At 37.2% G+C, this 20862-nt stretch carries 22 protein-coding genes; 13 read left to right on the plus strand and 9 right to left on the minus strand.

Translation table 11 applies throughout. The features are described from left to right. Position 1: 1 nt before the first annotated feature. Positions 2–814 (plus strand): TatD family hydrolase, encoded by an 813-nt coding sequence (locus tag DAY19_RS09410; protein WP_115361737.1) that lies wholly within the window; start codon positions 2–4, stop codon positions 812–814. On the opposite strand, the gene DAY19_RS09415 is transcribed toward DAY19_RS09410, so the two are convergent. Next, positions 794–1720, minus strand: coding sequence for a S1 family peptidase (locus DAY19_RS09415; RefSeq protein ID WP_115361739.1), 927 nt, complete (start codon positions 1718–1720; stop codon positions 794–796). The two genes, DAY19_RS09410 and DAY19_RS09415, sit on opposite strands and share 21 nt — an antisense overlap. Before the next feature lie 48 nt (positions 1721–1768). Beyond that, entirely contained in the window at positions 1769–2677 is a 909-nt protein-coding gene (locus DAY19_RS09420) for a lipase family protein (protein WP_115361741.1), read from the minus strand. Positions 2678–2828: 151 nt separating this feature from the next. Between DAY19_RS09420 and gap the strand changes: the two genes are divergently transcribed. From gap to tpiA, 3 genes are read left to right on the plus strand one after another with little or no spacing between them, the layout of a single operon-like run. Further along, positions 2829–3848: a type I glyceraldehyde-3-phosphate dehydrogenase gene (gene gap, locus DAY19_RS09425; RefSeq protein ID WP_115361743.1), complete on the plus strand. Its 1020-nt coding sequence runs from the start codon at positions 2829–2831 to the stop codon at positions 3846–3848. A gap of 15 nt (positions 3849–3863) precedes the next feature. Next, positions 3864–5060, plus strand: a complete 1197-nt coding sequence (locus DAY19_RS09430; protein WP_115361745.1) for a phosphoglycerate kinase — start codon at positions 3864–3866, stop codon at positions 5058–5060. Positions 5061–5084: 24 nt separating this feature from the next. Next, the gene (gene tpiA, locus DAY19_RS09435; RefSeq protein ID WP_115361748.1) at positions 5085–5810 is read left to right on the plus strand and encodes a triose-phosphate isomerase; all 726 of its coding nucleotides are present in this window, start codon (positions 5085–5087) and stop codon (positions 5808–5810) included. A 12-nt stretch (positions 5811–5822) separates the two neighbouring features. On the opposite strand, the gene DAY19_RS09440 is transcribed toward tpiA, so the two are convergent. Next, positions 5823–6929, minus strand: coding sequence for a hypothetical protein (locus tag DAY19_RS09440; RefSeq protein ID WP_133296931.1), 1107 nt, complete (start codon positions 6927–6929; stop codon positions 5823–5825). Between the two features lie 90 nt (positions 6930–7019). Next, the gene (locus tag DAY19_RS09445; protein WP_115361752.1) at positions 7020–7907 is read right to left on the minus strand and encodes an endonuclease/exonuclease/phosphatase family protein; all 888 of its coding nucleotides are present in this window, start codon (positions 7905–7907) and stop codon (positions 7020–7022) included. Between the two features lie 161 nt (positions 7908–8068). Here DAY19_RS09445 and DAY19_RS09450 point away from each other — a divergent pair, with 161 nt between their 5' ends. Together DAY19_RS09450 and secG are read left to right on the plus strand one after the other, a co-directional pair. Further along, positions 8069–9508 carry a phospholipase D-like domain-containing protein gene (locus tag DAY19_RS09450; protein WP_115361754.1) on the plus strand — a complete coding sequence of 480 codons (1440 nt, stop codon included), beginning with the start codon at positions 8069–8071 and terminating at the stop codon, positions 9506–9508. Positions 9509–9638: 130 nt separating this feature from the next. Further along, positions 9639–9983, plus strand: a complete 345-nt coding sequence (secG, locus tag DAY19_RS09455; protein WP_115361756.1) for a preprotein translocase subunit SecG — start codon at positions 9639–9641, stop codon at positions 9981–9983. A gap of 49 nt (positions 9984–10032) precedes the next feature. On the opposite strand, the gene DAY19_RS09460 is transcribed toward secG, so the two are convergent. The 3 genes from DAY19_RS09460 to DAY19_RS09470 all read right to left on the minus strand — a co-directional run bounded on the left by DAY19_RS09460 (position 10033) and on the right by DAY19_RS09470 (position 11924). Beyond that, a complete protein-coding gene (locus tag DAY19_RS09460; RefSeq protein WP_115361758.1) occupies positions 10033–10725 on the minus strand; it encodes an ankyrin repeat domain-containing protein in 693 nt (230 codons plus the stop codon). Positions 10726–10817: 92 nt separating this feature from the next. Further along, positions 10818–11288 (minus strand): single-stranded DNA-binding protein, encoded by a 471-nt coding sequence (locus tag DAY19_RS09465; RefSeq protein ID WP_115361760.1) that lies wholly within the window; start codon positions 11286–11288, stop codon positions 10818–10820. Positions 11289–11498: 210 nt separating this feature from the next. Further along, positions 11499–11924: a hypothetical protein gene (locus DAY19_RS09470; RefSeq protein ID WP_115361762.1), complete on the minus strand. Its 426-nt coding sequence runs from the start codon at positions 11922–11924 to the stop codon at positions 11499–11501. 385 nt (positions 11925–12309) lie between these two features. On the opposite strand from DAY19_RS09470, the gene DAY19_RS09475 reads away from it, so the two are divergent. The 7 genes from DAY19_RS09475 (at position 12310) to DAY19_RS09505 (ending at position 19954) form a co-directional block, all read left to right on the plus strand. Next, positions 12310–15042, plus strand: a complete 2733-nt coding sequence (locus DAY19_RS09475) for a Tad domain-containing protein (RefSeq protein ID WP_115361764.1) — start codon at positions 12310–12312, stop codon at positions 15040–15042. A 124-nt stretch (positions 15043–15166) separates the two neighbouring features. Continuing rightward, entirely contained in the window at positions 15167–16117 is a 951-nt protein-coding gene (locus DAY19_RS09480; protein ID WP_115361766.1) for a histone protein, read from the plus strand. 68 nt (positions 16118–16185) lie between these two features. Continuing rightward, positions 16186–16428, plus strand: a complete 243-nt coding sequence (locus tag DAY19_RS09485; protein WP_158536864.1) for a glutaredoxin family protein — start codon at positions 16186–16188, stop codon at positions 16426–16428. An 18-nt stretch (positions 16429–16446) separates the two neighbouring features. Then, complete coding sequence (locus DAY19_RS09490; RefSeq protein ID WP_115361770.1) at positions 16447–17757, plus strand: HD domain-containing protein; 1311 nt, start codon at positions 16447–16449, stop codon at positions 17755–17757. Between the two features lie 50 nt (positions 17758–17807). Beyond that, positions 17808–18482: a hypothetical protein gene (locus DAY19_RS09495; protein WP_115361772.1), complete on the plus strand. Its 675-nt coding sequence runs from the start codon at positions 17808–17810 to the stop codon at positions 18480–18482. Further along, positions 18475–19380: a DUF350 domain-containing protein gene (locus tag DAY19_RS09500; protein WP_115361774.1), complete on the plus strand. Its 906-nt coding sequence runs from the start codon at positions 18475–18477 to the stop codon at positions 19378–19380. Before DAY19_RS09495 ends, DAY19_RS09500 begins: the two co-directional genes overlap by 8 nt. Before the next feature lie 67 nt (positions 19381–19447). Further along, on the plus strand, positions 19448–19954 hold the full coding sequence (locus DAY19_RS09505) for a rhodanese-like domain-containing protein (RefSeq protein ID WP_115361776.1): 507 nt from the start codon (positions 19448–19450) through the stop codon (positions 19952–19954). Positions 19955–19960: 6 nt separating this feature from the next. Here the strand turns inward: DAY19_RS09505 and DAY19_RS09510 are convergent, their stop codons facing one another. Together DAY19_RS09510 and DAY19_RS09515 are read right to left on the minus strand one after the other, a co-directional pair. Further along, positions 19961–20446: a MarR family winged helix-turn-helix transcriptional regulator gene (locus tag DAY19_RS09510; protein ID WP_115361778.1), complete on the minus strand. Its 486-nt coding sequence runs from the start codon at positions 20444–20446 to the stop codon at positions 19961–19963. A gap of 78 nt (positions 20447–20524) precedes the next feature. Beyond that, positions 20525–20818 (minus strand): hypothetical protein, encoded by a 294-nt coding sequence (locus DAY19_RS09515; RefSeq protein WP_115361780.1) that lies wholly within the window; start codon positions 20816–20818, stop codon positions 20525–20527. Between the last annotated feature and the right edge of the window lie 44 nt (positions 20819–20862).

Consider the following 20862-nt stretch of genomic DNA (forward strand, 5'->3'; position numbering starts at 1 on the left):
TATGAGTAAAAAGAAAAAAGAAAAAATTATTCCTAAATATACAGTGGGTCCAATTGAGACCCACTGTCATCTCGACTACCTTAAAGGCCAAGAGTTAATTGATACATTAGAAAAGTGCCAAGAATATGGTGTTGACCAAATTGTGACGATTGCTGTTTCTCCTAACAACTTAAGTAAGGTCAGAGAATTAACAAAGAATAATATTGTCTTTGGAACTCAAGGGATCCACCCACACGAGGCTAAAGAGATTACACCTGATACATACGAAGAAATAAAAGCAAATATCTCCCATGAGAAAATCGTTGCAGTTGGTGAAATTGGACTTGATTACTACTACGAATTCTCAGATCCCAAAATTCAAAAAGAAGCATTTGAAAAACAATTACAAATTGCTGTTGATAGTGACATGCCAGTTGTTATTCATACTCGTGAAGCAGATGAAGACACCAAGGCCATTTTAAAAAACTTTTCAAAAACATTGAAAAGAAAGGGCGTGATTCACTCCTTTACGTCGAGTAAAGAATTAGCTGAGTTTTGTCTCTCAGAAGGTTTTAACATTGGATTTAATGGTATTGTAACTTTTAAGAACGCTCAAAATGTTAGAGATGTTTTAGATATTGTTCCACTAGAGAAACTTCTTCTTGAAACAGACTCTCCTTATTTAACTCCTGTCCCATTTAGAGGACGAGAGAATGCTCCATTCTACTTACCTTGTGTTGCTGACTACATTGCAAAACACAAAGACATAGATGCTCAAGAATTAATTGAAATTGCAAATAAGAATGCCAAAGAATTATTCTATAAATTGACTTAAGAAATCATTTGAAATTCCATTTGCACAACGAAGAATTTCATCCTCATCTTTTAAATGGAAGCACTTACTTTCGATACGATACTCTCTGTCACATAAAGAATCAGTAAACTCATCCTCAACACCGGCTACATCATTTATCCAACATGCGGCATGATAAGTTAATGCATATAAGGTGGCATACTTTCCTTCAGCACAAAAGCCGAGAGAAGCCGATACGATGGCAGCAATCTTTCTTTTACCGTTTACATCAACAAAGATTGGTCCCCCACTATCAACATAGCAAGTATCCGTTTCTTTATTTCTCATATCTAAATAATTAAATGAAGTTCCGTATACTGGAATTTGCGCCTTTCTCTTTTGTCCGTAGCTAACATCATCATGTATTTCTTCATAAGGAAGAAATCCCAACTCTCCTGTGTATCCATAACCAACAGCTGTTGTTAAATTTCCAGGACGAAGATAATTATAAACATCCACAGGGTTTGTAAGCAACGAGTAGTAGCGAGGAATTCTAAGTGGGTTCCAAAGTTCTAAGATAGCAAGGTCTACAGTTCGCACATCTGCTAGGTTTTCAATTGGGCCACCTGGAAATTGAAATTTTACAGAAGGATGGATAAACGCTTTTTTAACTGAGTATTGTGCATTTAATTTATAATCTCTTGTATTAGATAAATCTTTACCGGCCCCTGTATACACCTTAATCGTATGGGCCTTTTTGCTCTCTAAACAATGAGCTGCTGTAAGGATATGATTTTGAGAAAGTGCTACTCCAGTACAGAATGCTTTTCCTCTTCTAACGAGGGCCACTACACTTTCATAATCTTTTGCACCAACTAGCTCTCCACCAACAATGGCAAAGCTAGATGCAGTAAAAATAAGATATGTTAAAACGACGCGAATAAGCATGACACTTCATAGCATATGACCGAGTGAAAAGCTATGATATTAAGAGAGTTATGTTGTGACTTTTGTCACATCTGGAGAACGAAATACTTGAAATAATGAGATAAGTTCCCGTTTTCTCTTATTCATGAAATTTTGATCTAGAATCGATGTGATTTCCTGATAGATCTCACGGTGCACATCACTGGCCTCATCAATTTCTGTATGGCCTTCTGACCTAAGAATGTTAACAACATCAGTTTTTTGGTGATCACGCGCGACATTTGGGCCATCGTTAAAAATAAATGAGCGATCAAGGATATAGTTTAAATTCTTATCAACATTATTTGGAATGATATCATTATCAAAGCCTATAGAATCGAGAGTCACGAGTAGATCAACTTTTCGAAATCCACCTTCAATACTATTTAGGCGATTTGCTAAATTAACAACAGCATCTCCACCAAGTGAGTGACCAACTAAGACAATAGGCTCATTATCACCTCGTCTCATAATCTCCTCAAAGACTTGATCTTCATCTTGCCAACTAACAAATTCAGAATCAGAAAAGGACTTAGCGATATCCTCAAGTCCACCTTTTGAATTCAAGGTTGAAAGGTGTAGCCCTTCTAGGAAATAGATAGCAGGCTTATTTATTGGTAATTTTGCATCTAAAGCATCTTTAAGTTCTTGGGCCTCACTAGGTCCATTACTCACTGGAGCACCAGCTGCTGACTTTGCAATCGTCGCCACAGCATCCACGGCCAGCTTCTTTCCGGCCGAGGCCAACGCAACAGCATCCTCAGATATCGATGCCTTAGCAGCTGTTTCAGCAATATCACCTACTTTCTTTGCCACTTCCTTAGCGGCCTCTTTTAACTCAGGAGCCTTTTCTTTGACGACGTTCTTAACACCCTTGTCGTAATCCGCTTTGGATTTATAGTGAATAAGTTTTGATGTGCTTTGATTATTGGTCTGCATTAGTAAAATTATACAGCGCTCACCACTTTATTGGGCAGTGAGCAAAAACGTCGCATATCCTTAGAAATATGTGCTTTCAGTAGGCAATCCCTCCTGATTGTGGCATATTACAGGGGAATTTTATTTTAATAATTAAGTACAGGAGTCAGGTATGTCTGGAAAAATCAGAATTGGTATCAATGGTATGGGCCGTATTGGTCGTACAGTTCTAAGAGAAATTTTTAATCGCAACATTGAAAACTTAGAAATCGTTGCTGTAAATTCTCCAGGAGATATCAACGACTACGTTCACTTAATTAAGTACGACTCAGTTTTTGGTCGTTTTGATGGTGAAGTAAGTGTCGATGAAGCACATAAAATGCATGTTAATGGAAAAGAAATTTCTTTTCACAAATATAGAGACCCAAGTGAGATTCCTTGGACTCAAGACAAAGTTGATATCGTAATTGATGCTACAGGTGTTTTTAAGGATCAAAAGTCTCTAATGAAACATGTTACTGGATCTGTAAAAAAAGTAATCCTATGTTGTCCAGGTAAGGATGTTGATAACACAATCGTAATGGGTATCAATGAGAATACATACGATCCAGAAAAGCACACAGTTGTTTCAAATGCTTCTTGTACAACGAATTGCTTATCGCCAGTAGCAAAAGTTCTTAACGATAAATTTAGTGTTATCAATGGTCACATGACTACTGTTCACTCATATACTGGGGATCAAAATATTCTTGATGCTTCTCACTCTGACCTTCGTCGTGCACGTGCAGCAGCTGTTTCAATGATTCCAACAACAACAGGTGCAGCAAAAGCTGTTGGTCTTGTTATTCCAGAACTAAAAGGAAAATTAGACGGTTTCGCAATCCGCGTTCCAACTCCAAATGTTTCTCTTGTTGATTTAACAGTAAATCTAGAATCAGAAGTGACAGAAGAAGAAGTAAACGCTGCTCTAAAAGAAGCGAGTGAAACTTCAATGAAAGGTATCCTAGGTTTTGAAACAGACCCACTTGTATCAGTAGACTATATGGGGATGAGAGAGTCTTCATGTGTTGATGCTTCACTAACGAAAGTTATTGATGGAAAGAGCGTTAAGGTTGTTACTTGGTATGACAACGAAGCTGGTTTCTCTAATCGTGTTATCGACCTTGCAAATTTCATCGGAAGCCAACTTTAAGAATTAGGAAAAACTATGGCATTACAATTTATTGACAGCATTGATGAGTCACAAATAAAAGACAAAAGAGTTCTAGTCCGTTTTGACTTCAATGTTCCATTGAATAAAGAAACGAAAGAGATTACTGATTCAACTCGAATTGATTATGCTCTTGAAACAATTAAGGTCATCCTAGAAAAAGGTGCTTCAAAATTAATTATGATGTCTCACCTAGGCCGTCCAAAAGGTGAAAGAAATGAAGAGTTCTCTCTTGAGCCTGTTGCAACTTACCTTGCTGATAAGCTCGGAGAAGAAGTAACTCTTACTGAGTCTTGCCTAGATCGCGGTATTAAAACTCTACTTAGTCTTAACTCAAATAAGATTATTCTTCTTGAGAACCTACGTTTCCATAAAGAAGAAACTGAAAATGACCGTGAGTTTGCACGTAAACTTTCTGAATATGCAGACGTCTATGTAAATGATGCCTTTGGTGCTGCTCACAGAAAACACGCTTCAACTTATGGAATAAATGCTTTCTTTAAGAATCGTGCATATGCAGGACTTCTTATGAAAAAAGAAATCGAGGCTCTAACAAAGATCACAGAAAGACCAGAGACTCCTTTTGTAGCAGTCGTTGGTGGTGCAAAAGTTAGTGACAAGATTAAAATTATTGAAAGACTACTTTCTAACGTATCAAATCTTCTTATTGGTGGGGCCATGGCCTACCCTTTCCTAAAAGCAAAAGGAAATGAAGTAGGTATATCTCTTTGTTCAGATGAGGACGTAAGACTAGCAAAGAAGATTCTGTCACAAAAAACAGCACATAAAATCGTTCTACCAATTGACCATTTAGGATCAACTGAATTTGGTGGAAAGCCACAATTAATCGATAAAGTTGGTATTCCAAACGATCTTATGGGACTTGATATCGGCGAGCAAACTTCAGCTAAATATTCACAAATACTTTCAGGTGCAAAGACAATTCTTTGGAATGGCCCAATGGGTATTTTCGAAAATGAAGACTATGCAGGTGGAACACTTTCCATTGCAAAAGCTTTAAGTGAATCAGATGCCTACACACTAGTTGGTGGTGGTGATTCTGTAAGCGCAGTTAATAAGTCAGGACTTGCTGATAAGATGAGCCACGTTTCAACTGGTGGTGGAGCTTCTCTTGAGTTTATTGAGAAAGGTAGCCTTCCAGGAATTAGTGCTCTAAAATTTGGTGTTGAATAACTAAGAAATAATAAGGGATGAAATATGACTGAGAGAACGAAGTATATCGTAGGAAACTGGAAGATGAATCAAAATACGCAAGACGTTATCGCCTTCTTTGATGCCATCGACAGCACTAAACTTCGTCACGAAGCATGGATTGCTCCACAAGCAATCCACATCCCTATTTGCCTACAGAATACAGATGACTTCAAAATTGGTGCTCAAAATTGTGCCACTGAAAATAGTGGAGCTTTTACAGGTGAGATCTCACCTGCTTCACTAAAAGATATCGGTGCAGAGTTTGTCATTATTGGCCACAGTGAAAGACGCTCAATTTTTAAAGAAGATGATCAAACACTTAATAAGAAAACAAAGCTAGCTCTTGAAAATGACCTATTTGTTATCTTCTGCATTGGTGAAACACTAGAAGAAAGAGAAGCTGGAAAAGTTGAAGAAGTTCTTGCAACACAACTTGCCCAAGGTCTAGCTGGAGTTTCAAGCGAAAAAATAATTATTGCATATGAGCCAGTTTGGGCAATTGGAACGGGTGTAACTGCTAGTCCAGAGCAGGCACAAGAGGCCCATGCATTTATTCGCCAATATATTAATGAAAACCTCTCTCTTGATGGAGAGAAAACATCGATTCTCTATGGTGGATCTGTTAAGCCAGCAAATGTAGAAGACCTCCTATCTTGTAAAGATATTGATGGAGGCCTTGTAGGTGGTGCTGCCTTAAAAGCAGACAGCTACTTAGGATTACACGTTTAGTAAGATAAAAGCTTAGTAAACTCTCACTTTCATTTCTTCTGAATCATTGCAACTTAGCTCATCATAAGTTACTAAGTCTTCATGCCCTGGAACTGTTCCCCTTGGTAAGTATAGATTCTTTGTTATACCTAAGATTTCTCCATCAGGTTTTGCAAAGACTCGCCAATCAGTTCCCCATTCAGAATTAAAATCAAATTCTCCTAAATATTGCTTATCATCTGAATAATGAATCATGCTATCAACATGTAGTTTTAAATCACGACGTGAAATATCTGGGTGATATGGAAGATAGAAATTAAACTCCTGACGATCACCAGCTTTTCCCCCTGGAAGAATTTTTAAAATTCTTTCATTGTTTCTAATAGCAACTGGAGCCGAGTCCTTCTCTAAGATTCTCACTCCGCTTACATAGAAGCCATCTTCTTTACCGCATCGAAAGTACTTATTAACCGTCAGGTATTCTCCTGAAGCATAGAAGTCACTACGAAATAGAATCGAGTTTATCAAACGATCAGCTTTCTTCTTTTTTAAGAAGAATAAGCGCTTCTTAGCATAGCCAAGAGAGCCAACAGAAGCTTTTAGAGATTCCCTTAATCCCTTTCGAGCATCAATCTTTTCTTTAAATGAATGAGTCATTAGGTTTGGATTGTAGCGGTAATGTCCCTGGCGATAAATTTCTCTAAGGATTCCATCTGCATCGCAACCAACAAGTCCAAGAAACCTTAAATTTGGATGTACTGATTTAAATAACTCCTTAACATCCTTTCCGTTAATACTTAAAACTGCTCCCGTATTATTTGAGCCCGTCGTGTACTGATTTGTACCAGCAGCATGAGATGCCCAAAAGACAGCAATATTATTTGGATTGTGAAGTTCTCTTCGCAATTGATGAAAGTCAACAGCGTGTTTTACGACGATATTGTAACCAGATCTTCTAAAGTGCTTTTTGAAAATCTTTTCTAGTTTACCATCGATTTTCCAATCTTTTGGACGATACCAAATTCTTGGGGTTTCAAGTGAAGTTAATAAAACGACGTTTGGTACTGCTTCCTGAGCATATGTGAACTGGACAGAAAGAAACGTCAAAACTGAGAGTGACAAAATTAATATAGTTTTCATGGCCAAGAAATTATCACAAAAATATGAACGCACAGGCCTAAGAAAACTTAATTTCAATTGTTAATATTTTTTAACCTTTAAACTTCTACTCTATTTCAGGTCTAATCGAAAACTTACAGGACAGTGATCTGAAATAAATCTCTTATACCATGAGAGGTTCTCTAGCCTCTTTGCATTTGGGATACTCTTTCCACAAGTGCGCCAGACTTCAACATAGCGAGAGTTAAAACGATTTGAAACAAAGGCGTGATCAAATGAATGACCTGAGGTATTTGAACGATAAGTCCAATCGTAGTCACTAGTTCTTCTTGAAAGTCCAATTGAGTCGAGCTGCTTTCCAATTAACTCAAGGTCTGATTTTTCAAGCTCTGTCGAATAAGTTGGATACGAGTTTAAGTCACCTGCTATAACAAGTGGAATACTTTCATTTTTAAACTCTTTTATTCTTTTAATAAGTGTTTCAACTTGATGCATACGAACATTTGTACTGTATGGGCCAGCTTTTAAATGAAGGCCAACTAAGTGAAGTAGCGGCTTCTTAGAATAGCGATCAATTACCTTCCCATAAATCGCAGGCCTTAAGAAGGGACGGTTCTCAATAAGAGGAAAAATATAGTCATCATCACCCTTTACCGGAACAATATCGAGAGTCTTCTTTAAACAAATCATTAAATGTTGATGATTAAATTGCTCGTGATTATATGTCACACAATGATGTCCAAGCCCATCCATTAGATCTGCTAAGCGGGCCGTATCAATAATTTCTTGAAAAACAAAAATGTCAGTATTGATATATTTAGTTGTGAGAAACTCTTTAATAAAGGGGTCGCGATATTCATCACCACGGTGACCACTAATCTCCCCTCCAAGACCATACCAACGAATATTGAAGGTCGTGATTTTTAAACTGCTTGCGGCTATATTTAAACCAACAAGCGCACAGGCCAACCATGGCCATACTCTCTTAAGTTTTCCCATATAAAAATGGTAGATAAGAGATTACCGATGGTCAAAATAATTTTAATAGTAAGTAGCTGATTTTACGTCTATGTAATTTTATTTATTGAAAAATATTCTCGAGTCCTTCTCAACTTATATTAGCTAGGATACACAAAGCTGAAACCAATTAGGGAGAATACATGAAAAAGCTAATTATCCTTGCACTTTTCGCCTCGAATATCTTTGCAGGTACAAGCTTCTGGGCCCTTTTCTCACCTCATCAAGGTGAAGAAGCCTTTAATCAAATTTATCAGGCCATTGAAAACTCTAAGAGTAAGGTTTGGCTAACAGTCTATAGTTGGTCTGACTCAACTGTTGCAAAAAACCTAGAAGTTGCTTGTCTTTCTGGTGTTGATGTAAAAGTCGTTCTCCATCCGGCCCTTAGACGAAAGTCGAGAGTAATTGATTACGCAACGGCAATTGAAGATGCTGGTTGTGGTGTAAAAGTTTCAGTTAAAAATATGCATGAAAAGTTTTCTATTGTTGATGATGTATGGGCCTTCAACTCAAGTGCCAATCTTTCAGGTGGAGCCAAGTCACGTTATTCTGAAAACTTTATTTTCAATAATGACACAAGTCCAGAAGGACGCCTTGTTATCAAAACATTAAATCGTGAATTCAAATTCCTTTGGAACTCTTCAAAAGATCTTTATACAAATAAAGATGCAAAGGAAGATAATCAACCAGCTCTTGATTTAGTTGATCTAACAAATAATCCTGATGCACAGGAGAATCCTAGCTTTGTTTCAAGTTCTATGAACTTTAAATATAGCGAATATAGCAAGACAACAAAGAGCTACAAAAGTGGACGCTATTACCGTGTCTCTTCAAGAAAGGTTAATAAAAAGAGAACGTGGTTTGTTCGCGATGCTATGCTGAAGCTTATTAATGAAGCTCAAGAAAATATTCTTGTAAACGTAAACCACCTTGTCATTGAAGAAGTTTCAGATGCTTTAATTGAAGCAGTAAAGCGTGGAGTTGATGTAAGGATTGTCGCTGATAACCAGGAATATAAAAGTGGAACAAGCTCAAAAGAGATGGTTCCAAATTTTGTCAATGATTGGTTAGAGCTTGAAGGTAACGAAGGTAAGGTTCCACCAGTAAGAATTAAGTACTATTCTCACGCTCCTTCTCCAAGGCATTGGGCCTTAAACCACCACAAGTATATGATCTTTGATTATAACGAAGATGACTTCTCTAAGACAAAATTAATGAGTGGATCATATAATATATCTGAAACTGCTGAGCATTCTCAGTATGACAATATGTTCACTTACTCTGGAGAAACTTTCTCAAATCTCTTTGAAGACTTTAAAGGTGAATTTGATAATCTTTGGGGACTTAACCGCGACGAAAACGATAGGCCAACAAAAGAAGCTTGGGACCGTGTAGCAAAACCATATAATGGGCGTATCTATCTTCATACAAAAATGCCAGTGTCACTGACTTGGCCAGAAATTGAAGAAGTTCGTAGCGCTGTCTACCAAGCAGCACCTACGTTCTTCCGTGATGCTTACCGTAAAAGAGATTGTTACTTCTTTGATATCGAGAAACAAGTCTTCTCTGGTTGCCCTCGCTAGTCGAAATTCATTCATTTTAATAAATTATCATTTCATAACTCACTTGGTCATAGACAGTACTTGTCATGGCCAAGTTGAGTTGATATAAATTGTTGTTAATTTGTCTAAAATATTTAAAGGAATATAGATTATGGTTACTGGATTAATGATTTTTCACGGTGTTATTTCAATCCTTCTTATCGTTACTGTTTTACTTCAGTTTGGTAAAGGTGCTGAGGCAGGACTTCTAGGTGGTGCATCAGAAGCCGTTTTCACAGGTAGCCAGCAAGGAAATATCTTAAGCAAGGTTACTGTTGTTCTTACGATCCTATTCCTAGGTAATTGTATTCTACTAGCAAAGATTCAATCAGGTGGAGAAACAAAATCACTTCTTGATTCAGCAGCGCCAGTTGCAGCTCCTCTTAACTCTGATGCTCAAGCACCAGCGACAGCTCCAGAAGAAACTAAGACTGAGCAAGCTCCAGCTACAAAATAATTTCAAAAAGAAATTCATATAAAAGAAAAGCTCCCGATGGGAGCTTTTTTTATCTGCGATTGATTAATTTTAAAATTGAGTTTAATTCCATCTCTTGCGCATATTGAGCAACGCTCTTACCTGAAGCATCTGGAATATTTGGATCTGCCTTTAGTCGAAGAAGTGCTCTTACATTTTCAAAGCGATTATTCTTTAAAGCAATGTGAAGAGGTGTATCCCCTTGACCATTTTTCTTATTAACATCAAGACCTTTCTTCTTCACAATATAGCGAATCGACTCTGGTGTTGATTTTTTGGCCATGGCAAATAGACTTGCTGGCCTTCTCTTCTTATGAACTTCGCTTACTTCTGGAATCGAAGCGATGCCGCGAGACTTTCTCGCTTCAGATGCCTTAGCTTCCTCAACAAGCTGACGCTCATGCTTAAACTTATCTTCCACAAAAGTAACTTCATAATCATTGATTACAAATGAAGTATTTTCAATTTCATTTAGATTAACTTGCTCAAGGTCCCAATCTTTTTCGGTTTGAACAACTCTCTTTGGCTTATCATCTTTAATTCTGAGCTCTTCTTCGGAAAGCCCATAAAGGTCTGCAAGATAGCGATATTCTGCTTCTTCAGTTTCTGATAAAAGCATCTCATTGCTTTCGACCTTGTTTAAAGGCAGTAGGTCTCCATACTGCTCAAGACTTCCGCAAGACACTAAAATAGTAAGTAATGTTAAAATTCTTAACTGACTCATCAACTCACTTATCGCCAATAATTAAGAATTTCTTTAGAAAATAGTAAGGCCTCCGATTGGAGGCCTTAAGTATTGAAAATGTTTAGTATTTTCTAAAATGGGATGTCATCAGCAGTGAATGAAGCATTTGATGAGATATCATAACCTTGGTTCATATCATCTTGCTGCTTTGGCTCTTGGTTAAAAGAGTTGTTATTATTTTGCTGACCCATTGAAGCGCCTTGACCTGCACTTGCGTTTCCACCTAGGAATTGTACAGTTCTAGCGTTGATCTCAGTTGTGTATCTCTTGTTACCATCTTTGTCTTCCCAAGATCTTGTTTGAAGTTGACCTTCAAGATAAGCTTGGCGACCTTTTGCTAGGTATTGACCACATAATTCAGCTAGTTTTCCCCAAACAACAACTCTGTGCCATTCAGTTCTTTCTTGTTTTTGTCCATTCTTGTCTGTCCAAGACTCACCTGTTGCAAGTGAGAAATTACAAACAGCCATTCCAGATGGCGTGTACTTAAGCTCAGGATCTTGTCCTAAACGTCCTACTAAGATAACCTTGTTTACACTCATTTCGTTCCTCCAATTTCTTCGCGTATAACCGAAACAATCCTTTAGAATTCAGCTATAACCGCAAGGTTGTGTATTAGTTAAAATACATTACTAGAATAATACGACTTTCACCTATCTGAGAAGTCATAAATGCTAATGCAAATAAAAAATTACTTACGGCTGCGTCAAGAGCCCGAAATGAGATATCGAATAAATTGGAGATTCTAAATATTATTGAGTCATGTCTTCAAAAGCTTGGTCAACATTGTCAGGAGAGATTTCTCCATGGCCACCTTTTGTCTGCCAAAACTCTTTTACCTTTGCCTTTGCAATGCGAACATCTTTCTTATACCAAGAAGCGTCAAATCCACAATGAGGGCATGGAATTTCTTTTTTAAAAGTTAAGCGAAGAGTTGCTTCAAATCCTGCCCAATAAAGAAAGAAAGAGAAGACTCCAGCAAAACTCATGAATGGATAAAGAATTGCAGTTGTCACAACTGTCAGCATGAACATCTGTAGATAGTTCTTTGCATCTAGATGTGGATTGGTAACGACCGCTCTTTGAGTGCGACAAAGAGGACAGAAGAATTCAATATGAGCTTTCTTAAACTTATAAGTTCTCGACTCTAATGGATTAAAAGAATTCAATGTCTTCAATGGTCGCCCTCCTAAGCAGTGACAAAGTTAAAAACTTCGACTCCCCCATTTTACCAATATAAACGAGCATTTATAAGCAGGTAAAAAAGGTACCAGGCCTTGTCCTTATTCATCCATGAGCGAACAAAGCCTAGGCCTGGTAGTGATAAGCCCCTGAAATAAGGACTTAAAGAATGACCGAAAGGCCAAAGTAAGGTGGTTAGCCTTGCCTGTACCAACGTTCTACATCCAGGGATCAGGCACCATATCCTTGGTACCCTTAATAGATACAAGTTCAATGCCAAGATAACTCAGTGCAACTAACTGAAAATAGAAAGTGTTCATATGAATTGACGCATAAACGACACTTTCGGTAGCATTAAGTTACCAGCAAAATTAAGGCATTATGACACAAGCAAAAAATAAGCATCATTCACAAGTAATTAAAAATAGGAAGGGACAGATTAGTGTCTTCTTTGGTGTTACCCTTGTAGCAATTTTCTCATTTATAGCCTTTGTAGTTAATGTTGGATTATTCGTAAAAGCAAAGATCAATATGCAAAATGCAGTTGACTCTGCTGCATGGTCAGGAGCGGCCGCTCAAGCAAGACAGCTCAGCAATATCGCCTACCTCAATTGGGAAATGAGAAATACTTATAAGGAATGGATGTTTAAGTATTATGTTCTCGGTCAACTGGCCAATGAGAACACTCATGAAACTACTGGTGGAAACCAGATGAATTTTGCCCTTAAACGATTTGACGAGACGGGAGCGGGATTCAGTAGTGGTATTCAAGGCGACCATTATAATATTCCATCAATATGTCTTCACTTCGGTTCTGAAAATAATGAAAACCTTTGTACTATTTATCAGATCCCAGGACTTCCACGATTTCATGTTGCAGGTATTCCTGACGTTAGTGAAGAATTTGAAGCGACGATGAGTGCCTTTGTTGATTTAAAAGCAAAGAACTGTATGGTTCGTTCAACTTATAATTTCTCGGCAGCAAAGAATTATGCTTTTGCTGCGGGTGTTTCACAAAACGATATTCCTATAGCAGCAGCAGATCGTACGGGATCATGGATTCAATCGATGGAACTGGCCCTTCGCATGAGAAATCTTGAAATGATTGTTAACCGTCCTCCTGTAACAGAAGGTATTTGTGGTGGTGGCGGAGCCCCCGGCTGTCTTAACCCGGAAGTACTTAATAATGAAAATCAATCAATGGGGATTCCAATGAATGATCGGCCACTAAAAGCATATATGGCCGCCATGAAAAATATCTCCGGTGGAGTTTTTAAAAATAATACCGCTTTTGCCAATACATTTGTTCTCTACGAGTTAGCACCAGATACTTATAACCCTTCTCCACAATCCCTATCGAATTTCTTAATTCCAAACGATGCATCGTATACGAATGGAGAAACGGTTGTTTCGGCCAAGAGATATCTTGACCTCATCCCAATGGTGATGAATTTCTCAACATTCTTTACAACTTTTGCACCAACGACAGAAGCACTTTCGACTCTAGGTGTATCTGATAGTAGTGGAACGGCCGCTGAAGCCTCATGTGCTTCAACTAAGACGGCCTTTCCTGTTCCTGGCTATATTCTAGGATTTTACAAGAACCCTCGTGTTGTCACTTACTATGCAGTAAAAGCAAAAGCTCAATACACAGGTCTTTTAAACCCATTTGGAAAACCAATTGAGATGGCCGCTTATGCTGCTGCTAAGCCTTTTGGTGGAAGAATAGGGCCAGCACTAGTTGCACCAGGCTCTGAATATTCTGAGTCCAGCTACAATATTCCAAGAAGTGACAATAGCGGAGGCTCACGTAGTACCGATTATATTATGGGCTTTAGTACTACAAATGACCCAAGACTTGAAGATGGGGCCAAGGTTCAGGGGCTACCACTTCCCGCTTCAAATGATTTCTTCTTAGATGTAAGCTCTTCCGATATTGCAATTGGCGGTGTTCCTTCAAATGTCGATACGAAGTTCACTCTTCCCAATATGATTTATAATCTCAACTCTGAAACAACAAACGATGGAAGGCTTCAAAACCTCCCATATAATACAGATCTCAATAGTCCAGCGCCAGTAACAGCAGGGCTTTTCACAAGACAACAATACGAAGACCTAAGAAGAAATATACCTAATTATACTGGGATGCAGGCCGGTGTTTCAGCTCAGGATCTAATTGAGAGTTATAAGAATGTAAGATCTCCTACCAATTATGACGTTCTAAATTATATGGTTCCAACACTTCTTGAGCTTGAGACAGATGATGATGCTGAACACTACTCAACACATCGCTACTTTAACCGTGATAATGAAACGATAGGATATTTTGCTCCTCTATTTCACGCAAACCTTCTCTTTAAAGACCAGTCTAATGTAAAGGGAGTACTTTACAGCTATATTGAAGGCCTAAAGGATTCAGTTATTGTTTATCGTAAGGCACTACAAGCCTATGCTCAAAAAGTAAGAGAAACTCCTGCTCAAGAAGCAGATGCCTATGTTGCCGCTTCAAAGGCCATCTTCAATGAAGATACAGATGGCGATCCTAGCGATGTCTCAACTGGAACAATTGGTGGACCTTTTGGAAATTGCCAAAAACAAAGTATCGCCTCTCGCTTTAGCTATTTTATATTAGGTGAAGACCAGCCACCATCAGAAGATAATTGTAATACCGCTCCTCTAATAACAACAATTGGTGAGTACTTAAACAATTTTCGAGGAAGCTCAAGCTTGTTCTATATAACGTCATATAGACAAAACAACAACGCACAGGGTCCAACACCACTCCTCAATAATAATTTAATGAGAACTGGATACTCACCAGGAAAGGATTATGGTTCAGAAAATAATGGCCGTTCATCAAATCCACTATCAGGACGTGACCGTAACCAGCGACGTAATGCCTACTCTACAAAGTTAATAAGTCTCGACTCGATTTCTAGCACAGATGTCGGTTATGGGAATAATGTTTCAAATTACCTGGAGTCTCAAAGGGGCTTCTCACCAGAAGGTGAAACACCGCGTACTCCTGAAGATATCAAGACAGGAGCAGATACTATTTACAATCTACTGCCAAGAGAACAGCTTAGTGAATTTGGTAGTGACTTATTCTTTTAACAAAATTTCCTATTTGCCCTTAAAATGGCCTCTATTGACCTAAAGTCAACAAAAATAGCTTGCGAAAATTTAAATTTCTTTTATATACTAGGGTCGATTCTAAAACTTTATCGCGAGGTAAATAATGGCAAAGAAGAAAGCGGCCAAGAAAAAGGTAGCCAAAAAAGCTACAAAGAAAAAAACTGCAAAGAAAGTAGCTAAAAAAGCTACTAAGAAAAAAACTGCAAAAAAAGTAGCTAAGAAAGCGACAAAGAAAAAAACAGCAAAGAAAAAAGTTGCCAAAAAAACTACAAAGAAAGCAACGAAGAAAAAAACGGCCAAGAAAAAAGTTGCCAAAAAAACGACAAAGAAAGCAACAAAGAAAAAAACGGCCAAGAAAAAGGTAGCCAAAAAAGCTACTAAGAAAAAAACTGCAAAGAAAGTAGCCAAAAAAGCCACTAAGAAAAAAACTGCAAAGAAAGTAGCTAAAAAAGCTACTAAGAAAAAAACTGCAAAGAAAGTAGCTAAAAAAGCGACAAAGAAAAAAACAGCTAAGAAAAAAGTTGCCAAAAAAACGACAAAGAAAGCAACAAAGAAAAAAGTAGCAAAAAAAGCAACGAAGAAAACGACGAAGAAAAAGACTGCTAAAAAAGCAACAAAAGCTTCTCCAAAGAAAAAGCAAACAAAAGCAGAAAGAGAAGCGGCAGCAGCACTTTCTCGTGAAGAGGCCATTGCTAAATACAAAGCTGAGCATAAAGCTGAACTAGAAGCTCAATTAGCAGATTCACTTAAAGAATATGAAATTGAAGATAAACTAGCTGAAGCCGAAGAAGCAAAAGTTGAAACGATTGAGGAAGCTGAAGGAAGCGTTGCTCTTGAAGCGGCTGAAAATTACAACGATCCAGGCCCAAATCTTCAAGAAGAATATAACCCAGATGATGAGCAAGACGAAAAAGATGATATGAGTTTTGGTTGGGGTTATAACGATGCTTTTGACTCTCCAGAAGAGGAAGTATCAGCAGATGATCTAGATGAAGATGAGCGCTATGCACTTGGCCTAGAAACATCTGATGAAGATAAAGACGATTTATATTAAGATTTATTTACATCGATTATAAAATGATAAAAGCGGCTTCGGCCGCTTTTTCTGTTTGGGATAAAATTATGAAACTAGAACTATACTATTACGACTCATGTCCTTTTTGCCAAATTGTCCTTCAGGCAGTGAAAGAACTAGATATTAATCTAACTTATTGCGATATAATGAATGACACATCAGCTCTAGAAAGGCATATTAAGACTACAGGACGACGTACAGTTCCTTGCTTATACATTGATGGAGAACCAATGTTTGAGTCGCGAGATATCATCAACTGGTTAACGCAAAACAAAGAAAAACTAAAATAAGCTTGAGGTTAAATCCAAATGGAAGTTAGAGACCCGGTACATGGATCAATCCATATTTTAAAAGAAGAAGAACCAATTATTCGTGCAGACTTTTTTCAACGTCTTCGCAATATTAAACAACTTGGCTTTTCTGAATATATTTTTCCAGGTGCCACTCATACTCGCTTCATTCACTCAATCGGTGTAATGAGAGTTGGAGAGATGTCATTTGACCGTCTTTTCAAAGGTGTCGAACTCACAAAAGAACATTTAAGAATCAAAGAAACTTTTAAGCTAGCATGTCTTCTACATGATATTGGACATGCACCTTTAAGTCACTCAACAGAAGTTGTGATGCCAAAGCTTAAAGACCTAAAGATTCCAAAAGAATACCTTGTTGCAAGAGACCTTAATAGTGATCGTCAAGCAACACACGAAGACTACACTATCAAGGCCATTGCTGATAGTTCTCTTGCACATAGTTTAAGAGAAGTTGAGAAAACATTTGGCGTTGAAAGAAAGTATATAGCAGACTTAATTCGCGGAGAAACAAGCGACCACGAATATTTCACAATAAATGGTATTAGCTACTTCCCACTTCTACATCAACTTGTTTCAAGTGAACTTGATTGTGACCGAATGGACTACCTTTTAAGAGATAGCTACTTCTGCGGAGTTAGCTACGGTTCCTACGATCTTGACTGGTTACTTGATAATCTCGAACCAGCTATTATCGATGGAAAAGCAAGCTTAGGTATTTCGGAAAGAGCAGTTATCACATTTGATGACTTCTTACTAAGCCGCTACCACATGTTTATTATGGTTTACTTCCACTACCGCGCTGTTTGTCTTGAAAAGCTTCTACAAAGATATTTTAAAACTTCACCATATGAGTATTTAATCCCTGCTGATATTGAAAAATATATTGAACACGATGATTACCATCTAATGAAGGTTCTTCGTCATTCAAACAATCCTTACGCGAAGGCCATTGTTAACAACCAAACTCCAGAAAAGATTTTTGAATCCTTTAATAGTTCACAACTAAAGACATTAGAGGAAGTTCAAAAGTACTTAGAATCCTTAAATATTGAAGTCATCCGCTCTTCTTCAACTGGACGTCTATCGAAGTATTATGCAGCAGATAAGCCAAATAATAACGAATACACGATGAAAGTAGTAAGAAATTCAAAGATGGGTGGACGTACAGAATACTTCGATATCAATGAAGCGACGGATCTTTTCCACAAATTTCAAAAGTCACATGCTATTAATCGCCTCCACTGTGACCTTGGGATGCTAAGCAAAGCTAATTTAGACGAAATTAATAAAATAATTTCTGCAAATTAATCTTTGAAAGTTTTTACTTAACTCTTCATCCTCGTCTATAATAAGAGGATATGAATAAGTTTTCACTTTATGTGCTATTAATTTTGCTCTATTTAGGAATCTCTAAGAGCTTCTCGCCCTCTGAGAAGAAGACAATCTATATTCCGAATGCAAATGCTTTTGCCTCTATTTTTAAAGGCTCCCCTATTTCAGTAATTCTTGAAAAAGAGTTCTCTACTGGTGCACTAATTAAAACTTATTATCATCAATATCAAATCATTCACGCCTTTAAAGCACCTCAAAGATATAATATTAGAATCTCAAGAGACTTTCATCTTGAGAATAAAAAAAATATTGGGATGTCTCTTTTTAGAAGATTTGAAAACGGTGAAATCTCAACAGTTCCCCTACCTCCTGGTTCAATCTACATTGGTTCCCCTGCATATGGTACATGGAGAACTTCAGGCTCTGGTCAAAAAGTATGGCGCTTTCATCGAACATACAAAAACTTTCCTATGATCTTTCGCTGGGGAGACTTTACACCAACTTACAGCTTCTATCGAAAAATGATAGCTTTAGAAAAACTTGATACTCCTTTCTACGGACTAAATGATGAGTTTGGAACAGATGGAAAAGTGACTCAAGAAAATTACAAGTTAAAGAAGAATGTCAAAAGAGAAACTAACTTCAAAGATATTTTAAAGAAATATACCAAAATACCTAAATGGGACCTCAAGAATGAATGAGCTTTATGATAAATTAATTATTCGAGTTATATTTGCGCTCCTTATTTGCTTTATTGTTTATATTTATAAGCAAGCGCACCTTATTCTCTATCCTTCAATAAAGCATCAAATTCTTAAGAAATTTGCTCCATCTAAAAATTCAACAGATACTATACATCTCTTTGGTCGAATCATCGGTATTGGAATTATCTATTCAAATATTGTCATTAATGTATCTGATGGAGTTTACTTCGCTCTTGGACAATTATTTCTTGAATCGATTATGGTCATCATTCTCTACCTTGCTTCTCTATATATTTTAGAGAGTATTGTTTTGTACAACTTTGAATACGCAGATGAAGTTTTAAGGCGTAAGAACTATGCTTATGCGATCATTTGTTTTTCTCATTCTATTTCATTAGCCTATATTCTAAAGACTGTAATTAAGGTTTCAAATAGTTCTCTTATTATGACCGTTTTTCTCTGGCTATTTGCCATTGTTCTCATCGGCTTTTGTTCAAAGACATTTCAGATCATATCCAAGCTCTCGTTTAATCGACTGCTAGTTCAAAAAAGCTTGGCGGTTGCAATTTCTTATATGGGCTTTATTTTAGGCTTATGCATTATTATATCTTCAGCATTAGACCATTCATTACAAGATATTAAATGGTATACGATTCAGGTAATCTTAAAAATTCTACTTTCTATTATCATTATTCCAATTATTAGAAAGGGCCTTATTTGGGTCTTCTCAATTCAAGATGACCTTCAGGTTAAGAAAGATGAAACAGAAGAGAAAAAACTGAATGTTGAACTCGGTTATGGAATTTATGAGGGTGCGATTCTCTTCACATCATGCTTCTTAACAACGGTTATCACTGGGAATATCTATTACGGAAATTTTTACCCGCTCTTCTAGCCACAGCCTCATTCTCTCATCTTTAAGGTTTTTTAACCGAAATGGTTGGTAGAATGAGGAGGATTTCGTGGATTTAAAATACTTTCAAATGCTAGATTTTATCAATACAAGGCTTACTAATATTGAACGTAACCTTGCAAAGGTAGATGAGAAACTAGATTTCTCAGTTGCATTACAAAGAAATCACTTAATTCGTGTCAAAAATGGTGAATTCATTGATGATAATATGATCTTAATGGGACTTCCATATAACGATCTCTCACCTCGTCGTGCACTTGAAATTTATGAAGATAAGGATATGGATTATATTCTTCTTGATATCACTTCTAAAGGTTATGACAAACCAATTGAATTAGAAGGTGCAATTCACATTCCTTACGAAGAATTAGATCACCGCTATGTTGAGATCACAAACAAAACAACACCAATTCTCGTTATTAGTGAAGACGGCCTTAAGTCAATTCAAGCTTGTGAAAAGCTAGTTAAGAAAGGATTCTTCAACGTTAATAACATCTCTGGTGGCTATAAGTTTTGGCCAGCAAATCAGGGTTCTGTTGTTTTGAAAGTTGCCTAAATACGTCTAGAAATCGAGAGAAAGATTTAATTGAATACGAGATTCAAGTGTATCTCTTTCCACGTTATTAAGCTTGTCGTGCATATTATCGAGAGTCGATAAAATTCGCTCAAGTTCAACTTCACCAATACGTCTTGAATAATTATTCTCGATTAGCTCTAATACGTCATAAAGTGAAAACTTAAATTTCTCACCGTACTCCGTCAGATAAACTCTTTGCTCACGCTTATCAACTTCTGAAGACTTGCGAATAATGTAGCCACGTTTTTGTAATTCATTGAGATGGCTTGTCATAGTTTGTTTCTTTAAACCACAAGCTGCACCAATCTCTTTAATTGTTGGGCCTTCATTTTCACATGTATAAATAAGAATCTCGAGGAAACTAGGTCTTAGATCAGTAAAACCCTTATCCTGAAGATAAGATAAAATATGATTACTATAAATGCGATAGATTCTCTTAAGGAGACTACCAATTGCTGAAACGTTTTTCATTTCATACCTCGCTACAGCAATATTGTAGCGAGATCATTTCTCCATAGTCAAATATTAGTACTAAATTTAAATACGTTTTTAGAACGATCTTTCAAAGGCATGGATAAGATCATAAGGTACTGATTTTACAGCGGACATTTGCTGGGCAACTTCTTGCTGAATTTCACCATCTTGCATCATTCCATGGGTTGGTGAGTTAAGATCGGCCGTTTGGACATATTCAAAGTCAAGGCCCATCTGCCACATATCAGTTTTCAATCGATCAAATAATTCAAATTCTTCATTATGACCGAATGAATTGGCCATAACAGAACCCGATAAAATGCTAAGTAATGAGACAACTGTAAATAATTTGATCAACTTCTTTGCCATATTTGCTCCATATTGCTGCTTTCTTCAATATAGTTGCAGGATTA

This window comes from Halobacteriovorax vibrionivorans, from assembly GCF_003346865.1.
GTDB lineage: Bacteria > Bdellovibrionota > Bacteriovoracia > Bacteriovoracales > Bacteriovoracaceae > Halobacteriovorax_A > Halobacteriovorax_A vibrionivorans.